We start from the raw sequence: 12,440 nt of genomic DNA, 5'->3' as shown, positions 1-12,440 counted from the left end.
GAATGAGTGATATTTTAAAGGCAGTGATCCTTTCAATTGTAGAAGGAATTACTGAGTTTTTGCCTATAAGCAGTACGGGGCATTTAATTCTTGTAAATCATTGGATTGAATTTAAGGGTTCTTTTGCCAATGCTTTTGATGTAATTATCCAATTTGGAGCAATCCTGTCTGTACTTTTTTTATATTGGAATCAATTAAATCCTTTTTCTAAAAGTAAAAATAGACATCAAAAAAGAGAATCAATTATTCTTTGGTTTAAAGTAATTGTTGCATTTATTCCTGCTGTTATATTAGGTTTACTCGTAGGAGATTTTATTGAAGAAAAGCTTTTTAATCCTATTACTGTTGCGATCGCACTTTCTATAGGAGGTATAATTATTATTTTATTAGAAAAAAGAGAAAAAACTCCAAAATTTAAATCTATTTCACAAATAAGTTACAAAGTAGCTTTTCTTATTGGATTGTTTCAATGTCTTGCTATGATTCCAGGAACGTCTAGATCTGCTGCTACCATTATCGGTGCAATGTTTTTAGGTGCTTCTAGACAAGTAGCTGCTGAGTTTTCATTTTTTCTGGCCATTCCGACTATGGCTGGAGCTACAGCTTATTCGCTTATGAAAAAAGGGCTATCAATAACTTCTAGCCAATGGATTGTTCTTCTTGTAGGTGTGATACTTTCGTTTATTGTAGCTTTAACAGTAATTGCTTTCTTTATGAAATATATAAAGAGAAGGGATTTTAAAGTATTTGGTTACTACAGGATTTTATTAGGTGGATTGATTTTGATTTATTTTAATTTACTCTAAAAAAAGTTCCTAGATTTTCTAGGAGCTTATTTTTATGAACATTTTTATCATTAGACAACTTCCTATGGACATAGAATGTATTACGATAAGTGAGAGGAGGTTGCAAATGGTTAATAAAAATATTCTCAAGATTGCTAGTATTTATATTGGCACATTGGTAGGTGCAGGGTTTGCTTCTGGACAAGAAATTATGTGTTTTTTTACCAAATATGGAATAGGAGGGGTTTATGGTGTAATTTTAACGGCTGTTTTATTTAGTTTTATTGGAAGCTTTATTTTATCAAATGTTTATAAACATAAAGTAAGTTCATATAATGATTGGATTATGTCTATTTTTGGTATGCCAATAGGAAGAATTATAGAATTTATTCTATCATTATTAGTACTTTCTTTATACTGTGTAATGCTAGCAGGAAGTGGAGCTTTGTTTGAAGAACAATTTGGATATAGAAAAGAAGTTGGGATTATTCTTATGAGCCTTATTACATTTATGACATTTTTATTTAGTATGAGAGGTTTGACGTTTGTTAATAGTATTTTGGTACCATTATTGGTAGTTGGGATTATAGCTGTGGGAATATTTGTAATTTCAGATAGTCATTATATTATAAAAAAAGTAGATACTACATTTTATACAATTACTGATAACTGGGTACTTTCTTGCTTGATATATGTAAGCTATAATAGTTTTGGAGCGGCAATGGTATTGAGTTCTATGTACCCATTGCTAGAGAACAAGAGGGTAGCAATAATTAGTGGGATTATTGGAGGACTTGGATTAGGCTTTATGTTATTTTTTTTATTTTTACCAACTTTGATGTTGTATACAGATATTAAGGGTGTAGAAATTCCTATGATGACGATTGCATCAAAGCTTGGGGAAAATGTAAAATTAATTTATGGTATTTTACTTTGGTTTGCTATGCTTACTACAGCTATTGCTAATGGCTTTGTTTTTATACAAAGTATAGAAAAAAGATTTAAAATTAACCATATAATTATTTGTATACTATTTTGTTTAGGAACAATTCCTCTAGCTAAATTTGGTTTTAAAAATTTAGTAAAAACTATTTATCCTCTATTTGGGTATATTGGAATTTTCATTATAGGCTTGATTTTAATAAAGGGAGTAAATAGAAAAAATTTTTCATGATGTTTATGAGAAATGGAGGATTTTACTTTAACAATAGAGTATTATTATAATGCGCCAATGAAAAAAGTAGGAGGAATAAAAATGTCAAGAAAAAGAAGACCATTTAGATTTAAGATATTTGTTCTTTTGGCTTTGTGTATTTTAATACTAGGAGGCGCTAAGCTTTTTAATATAACGAGGAATTTTTTAGGATATGGAGAGTTAGGTTTTCAGAAAATAGGAACTATTAATTATGAAAAAGGGAAAAATTTGACTATCCATCCTTTAAAAGAAGAAATAGTTGTGTATGATGGAAAAATATTAAGTTTATACAATTTACAAGGAGATGAAAAATGGAGTCAAGAAAAAGAAATAAAAAATGCAATTATAAAAAGCAGTGAAAACTTATTTTTCTTGACGGATAAGAAAAAAGGGGAAATTACCGCTTATAATGATCAAGGAAGTGTTATATGGTCTGTTAATTTAAAAAAACCTATAAGTGATTTGGTATGCAACAATGAAGGATATATTGCTCTATATTGTGAGAATAAGGAAAATAGTGAAATATATATATTGAATATGAATGGGAAAGAAGAAGGAAAGATTATTATTTCAAAAGGAACAATTATAGATATTACGATTTCAGAAAAAGAGCAGCTTATTGCCTTATCTATTATGAATATAGAAAATAATAAAATTAAGACAAATGTTGTATTATATACAAAGGAAGGAAGACTTATTGGAGGAAATACATATGATGAAGAAATTATTACTAATTTATTTTTTAGTGATGACAATCGTTTAATGAATGTTGGAGATGATAAATTATTGGTATTTGGCAAGGAAAAAGGAGTATTATGGAAAAAGTATATATCAGATACTATTAATCGTGTAGCATGGAATGATCAAGGATTTATTGGGATGCATATTATTAATAATAAAAAAACAATTATAGATACAAAAAATCGAAATCATATATGGCTTGTAGGAATAGATGGTACAGAGATAAGTAAAATCCCTATTAGAGGAGAAGTATTAGGGATGGACACGAAGGATAATCATGTTGTTGCTTTTACAGATAGAACATTATATCTTATATTTAAAAAAGGACAAAAGGTGATTGAAAAGAAAGTTAATAATGATATTAAGAATGTATATATGTTACCCCATGATAGATTGATGCTTGTTTTTAAAAATAAAATAGAGATTATGCAAGTAAAATGGAAAGAACAATAGGGGTGTTTTTATGAGTTGGATGGATGTTTTAATTATTGTAATACTTGTTATAAATATTATAAAAGGATGGAATAATGGATTGATTTTATCTTTTTTTCATATGACTAGTTTTATTTTAGCAGGTGTTGCAGCAAAAATGTATTACCCGGTGGTTTCAAAATATATTATGGAAAATTCAATAATTTTTCTAAAGGTACAAGAACTCATAGGAGAAAGATTTAAAACAATTATAAATAGACAAGCAGTGGCTGAAGGGATTTTAGAGAACCGAAATATTTTTGAGGTATTAAAATTTCCAAAGGTTGTAGAAAGTTTTCTTATGAAAAGTGATAGCGTTAAGGAAGCAGGTATACGAGCAATAGATGGGGTACACAGCTACTTATCAGATATTATTGCTAGAATGTTTATAGATTTTATAAGTATATTGATTATATTTTTTGTAGTGAAAATATTATTATTTATTATAGGACACATATTAAATGGAATTTCAAAGCTTCCTGTACTTAAGCAGTTTAATCATTTAGGAGGATTTGTTTTTGGACTTTTAAAGGGGTTATTTATTGTTTTTATTTTTCTTGCAGTAATTACGCCTTTTACGACTATGATGGATACAAATGTATTCGTAGAAGGGCTTGAAAGTTCTGTAATAGCTAAAATTTTATATAATAATAATCCAATTATAGGAATTCTTAAAGGAACTATTAAAGGATAGCTATTGCAAGGAAATTTAATATAGATATAATGAAATATAAAAAAACGTTCACTTATTTTTTATATTTCTTTTTTAAAAAAATGTTTATGTTGTTTATCTATATAATCTTAAAAAATATTCTAAGCTATGGAGGGGATAAGAATGAATCAACAAGTAGATGCAAGGGGATTAAGCTGTCCAAAACCAGTCATTGAAACAAAAAAGTTGTTAGATAAGTATACAGATGGAGTAGTTACAACTATTGTAGATAATGAAGTAGCTATGAAAAATGTAACGAAGCTTGCAAAAAGTTTAAATTATAATGTAGAGGTTAAAGAAGAAGGGAACGATTTTTATATTAATATTTATAAAGGTGATGATAATCTAGAAAAGGTTTGTGAAATTAGTGAAGAAAGAGATTTGGTTATTTTATTTGGTAGTGATAAATTAGGACAAGGCTCAGAAGAATTAGGAAAAATACTGATGAATGGATATATATATACATTAACAGAATATACACCTTATCCTAAAACTTTGCTATTTATAAATGGTGGGGTAAAATTAACAGTAGAGGGGTCAGAAGTACTCAAATATTTAAAACAATTAGAAGGTGAAGGGGTAGAAATTCTTTCTTGTGGAACATGCTTAGACTATTTTCATCTTAAGGAAAAATTAGCAGTAGGAAGTGTAACTAATATGTATACAATTTTGGATACACTTCATAGTGCCAAAAATAAAGTAACTTTATAAAGTGGAAAGTATGTTAGAACAAGAATTTTACGTAATATCATTTGAATCTACCCATCATGCTATAAAAACAGAGAAAGAGTTAAAAAATAAATTTAATATAGAAACCATTCCTACTCCAAGGGAAATTAGTGCAAGTTGTGGTCTTTCTATCAAATTTTCATCTGAAATATTCTCAGAAGTAATAAAAGCACTAGGACAGGATAAAGAAAAGGTTGATATATTTAAAATAAAAAAGACAGGTAAAAATAAAACTGTAATTAAAGTTTTATAGAAGGGAGAAAATTGGAGTTTGGAAAGTTTTTATAAAAATTTTAGTAAACAAGCAGTTGAGACTTTTAAAACGTATATTCACCCAGATATATTAGCTGATTATACAGGAGATTTTATTAAAATTGTTTTAATATTATTAGCAATGGTTTTAGCTATACGCTTTTCGAATATGATTGTGAATAAATTCTTTGATAACAGGGAAAAATTTAAGCTTATAGGAGAAGAAAAGCGTTTTAATACAATAAAAGGAATTACAAATAGCATAATAAGATATACAATTTATTTTATTGCTTTTACACCAATACTTGAAACGATAGGTATAGATGTATCGTCTCTTATTGCTGCTGCAGGAATTGGAGGTTTAGCTATTGGTTTTGGAGCACAAAATTTAGTCCGTGATATTATTACTGGTTTTTTTATTCTATTAGAAGACCAATTCCAAGTAGGAGATCATGTTGAAATTGGAGATAAATCAGGAATTGTTGAAGATATGACACTAAGGGTTACTATGCTAAGAGATTTTAATGGAGACTTGCATATTATTCCTAATGGTTATATTGAGAAAGTAACAAATAAATGCAGAGGAAATATGCGTGCATGGATAGATGTAAGCATTGCATATGAAGAAAATATAGACAATGCTATAAGGGTTTTAAACCAGTTATGCGAAGAAATTTCAAAAGAAAATGAAAAAATCATAGAGGGTCCTACTGTTTTAGGAGTGACAAATTTAGGAGAATCTGATATTGTTATATCTATAGTTGCAAAAACAGTACCTATGGAGCAGTGGGCAGTAGAGAGAGAACTAAGAAAGAGAATAAAAGAAAGATTTGATGAGAAAGGAATAGAAATACCTTATCCAAGGAGAGTTGTTATAAAAGATCAAAAAAGCTAAAATATTAAATAAATACTGCCCGAAACAGTTGTTTCGGGCTATTGTATATAGAAAGGAAGGGTGAATTTTTATGCCTATGGATTTAAGATTAGGAGATATTATACAAGTGAAAAAAAATCATCCTTGTGGGAGTAATCAATTTGAAATTATGAGAACAGGGATAGATTTTCGTATAAGATGTTTAGGATGTGATAAACAAGTATGGATTCCGAGGGTGAAGCTTGAAAAAAGAATAAAAAAAATTGTTGAAAGAAAGGAAGAATAAAGGATAGATGTGGTATAATAAAATTAAGTTAAAAAAATTTTTTAACAATTAAAATTTTTGTGGAGGTGCTTTTTAGTGGCAATCAAATATGCAAATCGTATGGAAAGAATGAAGGCGTCTGAAATTCGTGAAATATTAAAGTTAACATTACAGCCTGATATGATATCTTTTGCAGGTGGCTTGCCAGCACCGGAGCTATTTCCTGTTGAAGAAATGAAGAAAGTTGCAGTAGAAGTTTTAGAGGAAAGTGGGGAGAAAGCACTTCAGTATAGTACAACAGAAGGGTTTTTACCACTAAGGGAAAAGATTGCACAAAGAATGAATAAGTTTAATATTAATGCAAAAGCAGAGGATATTCTTATTACGAGTGGGTCACAACAAGGACTAGACTTTACAGGAAAGATATTTTTAAATCCAGGTGATGTTGTAATATGTGAAAGTCCTAGTTATTTAGGAGCGATTAATGCATTTAAGGCATATGAATGTAAATTTGCAGAGGTTCCTACCGATGATGAAGGAATGATTATGGAGGATTTAGAAAAAATATTAGAAAAAACTCCAAGAGCAAGATTAATTTATGTAATACCAGATTTTCAAAATCCAACAGGAAAAACTTGGTCTATAGAGAGACGTAAAAAGTTGTTAGAAATAGCAAGTAAATATGATTTACCAATTATAGAAGATAATCCTTATGGAGAACTAAGATTTGAAGGAGAAATACCTCCATCTGTAAAAGCATTTGATACAGAAGGTAGAGTTGTATTTTTAGGAACGTTCTCAAAAACATTTTGTCCAGGGCTTAGATTAGGATGGGTATGTGCTTCAAAAGAGCTTCTTGAAAAATATATTTTTGTAAAGCAATCTGCAGATTTGCAAACAAGCACCATCGCACAGATAGAATTAAATAAATTCTTAGAATTGTATGATTTAGATAAGCATGTTGAAGAAATAAAAAAGACATATAGAAAACGTAGAGATTTAATGTTAAACACAATGAAGGATAATTTCCCAAAAAAAGTAAAATTTACTTATCCAGAAGGCGGGTTGTTTACTTGGGTAGAGTTACCTGATGGTATTGATGCAAAGGAGTTAATGAAAAAAGCAATAGAGAAGAAAGTTGCTTTTGTACCAGGAGGGTCTTTCTTTCCTAATGGAGGACATGAAAATGCTTTTCGTATGAACTATTCAAATATGCCGGAAGATAAAATTGTAGAAGGTGTAAAAAGACTTGCAGAAGTGTTAAAAGAAGAACTTGGAAAATAAGCCGTATTTTTAATGCGGCTTTTTTCTTTTTTACCTTGCATATTTTTGTAATAACTGATATAATACCATGATGTGAGATTATACTCTCTGTCCTGTAAAAAACAGGACCGAATAAGTCCGTAGGGAGGTGGAAAAGAATGAGAAAATATGAAGTGATGTTCATATTAAAGTCAAACCTTGAAGAAGAAAAAAGAAATGCATTAATCGAAAAGTTCAAAGGAATCATTGAAACAAATGGTGAGATTGAAAAGGTTGATGAGTGGGGTAACAGAAAGTTAGCTTACGAAATCAAAAAAATGAACGAAGGTTACTATGTTGTTATGAACTTCAAGGCTGACAAAGATGTTCCAAAAGAGTTAGACAGAAACTTTAGAATTTCTGATGACGTAATGAGACATCTAATCGTAAGTGTTGAAGAGAAGTAAATTTAAAGGTGGTGTTTTAATGAATCATGTAGTATTAATCGGAAGATTAACAAGAGATCCAGAGCTTCGTTTTACAGCAGGAAGCGGAAGAGCAGTTGCCACCTTTACAATAGCAGTAGATAGACCATTTGCAAAAGAAAAGACTGCAGATTTTTTTAGAGTAGTTGTATGGGGAAAATCAGGTGAAAACTGTGCAAACTACTTATCAAAAGGAAGACTGGTTGCAGTTCAGGGAAGACTTCAAAATAATACCTATGAAACACAAAATGGTGAAAAAAGATATACTACAGAAGTAGTTGCTGATAGAGTTGAATTCCTTGAATGGGGAAATAGAAATGAACAAAGTGGGTTTAACCCATCTCAAATAGATCCGGATGGCTTCCAAGCCATTGATGATGATGACGATATTCCATTCTAGAAAAAGGAGGGAAATGGAAATGGCAAGACCAAAAAGACGTGGACGTAAAAAAAGAGTATGTAGTTTCTGTGCCGATAAATCAACACATATAGATTATAAAGATATTAAAGTGCTTGGTAAGTATATTACAGAAAGAGGAAAAATACTTCCAAGAAGAATTACTGGTACTTGTGCAACACACCAAAGAGCATTAACAATAGCTATCAAAAAAGCTAGAACAGTTGCATTATTACCATATACAGCAGACTAATATTAAGAGAAGTGAGAAATCACTTCTCTTTTTTAACTTTCTAGGGAAAAATAGATTTTCAAAATTTCAGAGAACTTTATATGATTTTATATTCTCTAAGGAATTTGAGCAACGGAAAGCATGATGCGAATTTTTAATATATATTTGAATTTTTTCCTATAATACTATTATAATAGATTAGAACAAGGAAATTATAAAGGAGCATATCTATACAATATGAGCTAATCTGCTATAATGTATATAAAGGGGGATGATAGACAGATGACTTTTGGGGATCATAATATAGATATAACAAAAAATATAAAAACTATTGAATGGCTAAAAAGTGAACTTCTAATGACAATTGCAACATTATATGATTTTTTAGTAAGAGGTGTGAAGGGGTCACAGGATGTTTTAGTAGATGTGTTGGCAAATATTATCTTGGTCACTTATATTCTTGGAAAAAGATTAGGAATTAATTTCTCAAGAATTGATATGAAGATAGAAGATAAAATTAGATTGGGAATATTAGAGAAACATAAGATAGAAGACTGGCATGGAGATTTGTCTAGCTTAAAACAATATTTAGATGGAAATAGGAAGTAGGAGTGATATTATTTGAATATACAGAAAAAAACACGGGCGATGGTTGAAGCAGCATTAATGACAGCCTTAACTTGTATATTTGCAATTATGGGAACGTATATACCTGTGTTAACGTTTATATTATTTTTCATCCCTGTCCCTTTTATTGTATTGGGAAAACGACATGGAATTCATTTTGTTATTTTGTCTATTGTTGCGTCAGGAATTATTGTGGGTAGTTTTACAGAACCACTTCAATCAATATTTGTCATAGGATTACCTGGCATTACAGCTATTGTAATGGGATATATGATGAATAAAGAGTATAGCCCATATAAAGTACTAGCAGGTGGATCTTTAGCAGCATTAGTTGCTTCCTTATTATCAATAAGCATAGGTTCTATGATTATAGGGGTAGATATTGTATCTCAAATGAGTGAAGCTTTTAAGGAAGCTATGGATATTCAAATTAAAATGTATCAAACAATAGGGATGGAACCAGAGAAATTAGAAACTTTGAAGAAAACACTAGAAGCTACCATACAATTGGTACTTATGGCAATTCCTGCTATGCTCATATTTTCTTCTGTATTTTTATCATATATAAATTATGTTTTAACGATACGTGTGTTAAACAGAATTGGGCATAAAGCTGAATCATTACCACCTTTAAGATATATTCGTCTGCCGAAAAGTATTTTAATGGGTACTTTTTTAATAATAGGACTTACGATGGCTACAAAATATTTTAAAATTGTAAGTTATCAAAGTTTGGTATTAAATGTATTTTTAATCTTTCAGTTTGTCTATTTTATACAAGGGCTTGCTGTTGTAAGTTATTTTTTACATGCTTTTAACTTAAGAAAAGTATTAAGAGTACTGATATATATATTATTATTATTTAATGGAATGGGGACATTTATGGTTGCTATGATAGGTTTTGTAGATGCAATTGTAAATTTGAGAAAATTAAAAACGGATCACTAAAAATATTTTAGGAGTGCCGGATATGGGAAATAAAAGGTTTACCAAATTATTTATACCTGATACGAAAATACATTTATGGATTATGGCTTTATTTGTGCTGATAATTGCTTATTATAATTTATTAATAGGAAGTATGAGTATTTTCGTATTAATATATTTTATTTATTATAATTGGAAAGCTCAGCATTATAGAAAAGAAAAGTGGACGAAATATATTGAGAATTTATCTTCTGATATTGATTCTGTTACAAGGTATGCAGTTTTAAACTTACCTGTGCCATTAGCAGTAATTGAGTTTGATGGTAGTATTAGTTGGTATAATTCTAAATTTTGTGAAATGATAGATACAAAGGATATTCTAGAAAAAAATATTGAAGATTTAATATCAGGGTTTAAAATCAATAATATTTTGCAAAATAAAGAAAATGTGGCAGTAGAGGTAACAATTAAAGATAGACATTATAAAGTTCTGTATAATATAGTAAAAACATCGGCAAATGATGAAGAAAGATACATTATTATGCTATATTGGATAGATATTACGAACTTTCAAAACTTAAAGGTAAAATATAATGAAGAAAAACCAGTTGTAATGTTTGTACAGGTGGATAATTATGATGATGTGTTGAATAATACTGAAGAAGCAAATAGACCTTTAGTTGTAGCTGAAATTGACAGAAGGATTGGGCTTTGGGCTTCAAGGATGAATGCTTCGATTCAGAAATATCAAAAAGATAAATATATTATATTTTTGGAAAATCAATATTTAGAGCGTTTAGAGGCTAAAAAATTTACTATTTTAGATGAAATAAGAGAAATTCAGGTAGGAAATCAAATTCCTATAACATTAAGTATAGGGGTTGGAATGAATGGAAAAAATCCAGCACAGTTAGAGGAGTATGCAAAGGCAGCAATGGATTTAGCTTTAGGTAGAGGAGGAGACCAAGCAGTTGTTAAGAAAATTCGTACCCTCAATTTCTATGGTGGAAAAACAAAAGCAGTTGAAAAAAGAAATAAGGTAAAAGCAAGAGTTATTGCTCATGCATTACGACAATTGATTGATCAATCCAAAGAAGTTGTTATTATGGGGCATAAATTTCCTGATATGGACAGCTTTGGTGCAGCTTTAGGAGTATATAGAGCAGCAAAAAATAGAGGTAAAGATGCATATATTGTGCTAAATGGTGTAAATGAAGCAATTAAGAATTTATTTGATAGAATTAAAGAACATGAAGTATATATGTTTATTACAAGTGAAGAACTTATTAATAGAATAAGTGAGGATACACTTGTTGTTGTGGTAGATACTCACAGACCAAATTTTACACAGTGTCCAGAGGCACTTGATAAGGCAGATAGGATTGTTCTTATTGATCACCATAGAAGAGGAGAAGAATTTATTGACAATGCAGTACTTACTTATTTAGAGCCTTATGCTTCATCAACGAGTGAATTGGTTTCAGAAATACTTCAATATATGGAGGAAAAAATATCTATTGAAAAGATTGAAGCAGAGGCATTGCTTGCGGGTATTACTGTAGATACAAAACATTTTTCTTTTAAAACAGGGGTAAGAACTTTTGAAGCTGCTTCTTGGTTAAGAAGGGCAGGAGCAGATACGACAAGTGTAAGGCAGTTATTCCAAGATGATTTAAATACTTTTGTTGCTATAGCTGATGTTGTAAAAAATGCAAAAGAGATTAGAAAAAATATAGCTTTATCTGTTTGTTCAACTGGAATACAAAATGCTTCTTTAGTAGCAGCTCAAGCAGCTGATGAATTATTAGATATTAGAGGAATTACGGCATCTTTTGTTTTAGGCGTTCGTGAAAATGATGAGGTTATTATTAGTGGAAGATCATTAGGAGATATTAATGTACAAGTGATTTTAGAAAAGCTAGGAGGCGGTGGGCATCTAACAGTTGCAGGAGCCCAGCTTAAGGATAAAACTATAGAGGAAGCTATAGAAATGCTAGAAAAAGCAATTGACGAATATTTTGAGGAAGGTGAAGCATAATGAAGGTGATTTTATTAAAAGATGTAAAAGGTTTAGGAAAAAAAGGAGCTGTTGTAAATGCTAGTGATGGTCATGCTAGAAATTTCCTAATTCCAAGAGGATTAGCAAAAGAAGCAACAGCAGGAAATATGAAAGTTTTAGAGAAACAAAAAGCAGCAGAAGATAGAAAAAAGCAAGAAGAGTTAGCAAAGGCAAAAGCTTTAGCAGATAAACTTTCAAATATTACAGTTAAATTAAAAGGAAAAGCTGGGGAAGGTGGAAAATTATTTGGGTCTGTTACTTCTAAAGATATTGCAGAGGGGCTTATGAAGCAGCATAAAATAAAAATAGATAAAAGAAAGATACAATTAGACAATCCTATAAAAACATTAGGTGCAATGTTTGTTGAAGTAAAAGTTTACCCAGAGGTTACAGCAAAAATGAAGGTAGAGGTTTTAGAAGGATAAAAGTTATAAAGACCAGCAAAAA

At 30.0% G+C, this 12,440-nt stretch carries 16 protein-coding genes; all 16 read left to right on the top strand.

Annotated features, from left to right (window positions below):
• Nucleotides 1–2 precede the first annotated feature (2 nt).
• The 16 genes from FQB35_RS15285 (at nt 3) to rplI (ending at nt 12,418) form a co-directional block, all read left to right on the top strand.
• The gene (locus FQB35_RS15285; protein ID WP_148810686.1) at nt 3–806 is read left to right on the top strand and encodes an undecaprenyl-diphosphate phosphatase; all 804 of its coding nucleotides are present in this window, start codon (nt 3–5) and stop codon (nt 804–806) included.
• Between the two features lie 106 nt (nt 807–912).
• Nucleotides 913–1,959, top strand: a complete 1,047-nt coding sequence (locus FQB35_RS15280) for a YkvI family membrane protein (RefSeq protein WP_148810685.1) — start codon at nt 913–915, stop codon at nt 1,957–1,959.
• A gap of 81 nt (nt 1,960–2,040) precedes the next feature.
• Nucleotides 2,041–3,174 carry a DUF5711 family protein gene (locus FQB35_RS15275; RefSeq protein ID WP_148810684.1) on the top strand — a complete coding sequence of 378 codons (1,134 nt, stop codon included), beginning with the start codon at nt 2,041–2,043 and terminating at the stop codon, nt 3,172–3,174.
• Between the two features lie 10 nt (nt 3,175–3,184).
• The gene (locus FQB35_RS15270; RefSeq protein ID WP_148810683.1) at nt 3,185–3,886 is read left to right on the top strand and encodes a CvpA family protein; all 702 of its coding nucleotides are present in this window, start codon (nt 3,185–3,187) and stop codon (nt 3,884–3,886) included.
• Between the two features lie 141 nt (nt 3,887–4,027).
• Complete coding sequence (gene yedF / locus FQB35_RS15265; protein WP_148810682.1) at nt 4,028–4,615, top strand: sulfurtransferase-like selenium metabolism protein YedF; 588 nt, start codon at nt 4,028–4,030, stop codon at nt 4,613–4,615.
• A 10-nt stretch (nt 4,616–4,625) separates the two neighbouring features.
• Entirely contained in the window at nt 4,626–4,886 is a 261-nt protein-coding gene (locus tag FQB35_RS15260; RefSeq protein ID WP_148810883.1) for a DUF3343 domain-containing protein, read from the top strand.
• An 18-nt stretch (nt 4,887–4,904) separates the two neighbouring features.
• A complete protein-coding gene (locus FQB35_RS15255; protein ID WP_231701823.1) occupies nt 4,905–5,780 on the top strand; it encodes a mechanosensitive ion channel family protein in 876 nt (291 codons plus the stop codon).
• A 70-nt stretch (nt 5,781–5,850) separates the two neighbouring features.
• On the top strand, nt 5,851–6,045 hold the full coding sequence (locus FQB35_RS15250) for a DUF951 domain-containing protein (protein ID WP_148810681.1): 195 nt from the start codon (nt 5,851–5,853) through the stop codon (nt 6,043–6,045).
• Nucleotides 6,046–6,120: 75 nt separating this feature from the next.
• Complete coding sequence (locus tag FQB35_RS15245; RefSeq protein WP_148810680.1) at nt 6,121–7,308, top strand: aminotransferase-like domain-containing protein; 1,188 nt, start codon at nt 6,121–6,123, stop codon at nt 7,306–7,308.
• Between the two features lie 137 nt (nt 7,309–7,445).
• Nucleotides 7,446–7,733 (top strand): 30S ribosomal protein S6, encoded by a 288-nt coding sequence (gene rpsF / locus FQB35_RS15240; protein ID WP_148810679.1) that lies wholly within the window; start codon nt 7,446–7,448, stop codon nt 7,731–7,733.
• Nucleotides 7,734–7,752: 19 nt separating this feature from the next.
• Nucleotides 7,753–8,151 carry a single-stranded DNA-binding protein gene (locus FQB35_RS15235; protein ID WP_148810678.1) on the top strand — a complete coding sequence of 133 codons (399 nt, stop codon included), beginning with the start codon at nt 7,753–7,755 and terminating at the stop codon, nt 8,149–8,151.
• A 19-nt stretch (nt 8,152–8,170) separates the two neighbouring features.
• Nucleotides 8,171–8,401 (top strand): 30S ribosomal protein S18, encoded by a 231-nt coding sequence (gene rpsR, locus FQB35_RS15230; protein ID WP_148810677.1) that lies wholly within the window; start codon nt 8,171–8,173, stop codon nt 8,399–8,401.
• Nucleotides 8,402–8,662: 261 nt separating this feature from the next.
• Nucleotides 8,663–8,989 carry a MazG-like family protein gene (locus FQB35_RS15225; protein ID WP_148810676.1) on the top strand — a complete coding sequence of 109 codons (327 nt, stop codon included), beginning with the start codon at nt 8,663–8,665 and terminating at the stop codon, nt 8,987–8,989.
• A gap of 12 nt (nt 8,990–9,001) precedes the next feature.
• Nucleotides 9,002–9,955 (top strand): YybS family protein, encoded by a 954-nt coding sequence (locus FQB35_RS15220; protein WP_148810675.1) that lies wholly within the window; start codon nt 9,002–9,004, stop codon nt 9,953–9,955.
• Between the two features lie 22 nt (nt 9,956–9,977).
• Nucleotides 9,978–11,972 carry a DHH family phosphoesterase gene (locus tag FQB35_RS15215; RefSeq protein WP_148810674.1) on the top strand — a complete coding sequence of 665 codons (1,995 nt, stop codon included), beginning with the start codon at nt 9,978–9,980 and terminating at the stop codon, nt 11,970–11,972.
• Entirely contained in the window at nt 11,972–12,418 is a 447-nt protein-coding gene (gene rplI, locus FQB35_RS15210) for a 50S ribosomal protein L9 (protein ID WP_148810673.1), read from the top strand. The genes FQB35_RS15215 and rplI overlap by 1 nt, the downstream gene beginning before the upstream one ends.
• Nucleotides 12,419–12,440 lie beyond the last annotated feature (22 nt).

This window comes from Crassaminicella thermophila (genome assembly GCF_008152325.1).
GTDB lineage: Bacteria > Bacillota > Clostridia > Peptostreptococcales > Thermotaleaceae > Crassaminicella_A > Crassaminicella_A thermophila.
Note: the sequence above shows the minus strand (reverse complement) of the source record. Positions and strands in the feature narration are given on the sequence as shown.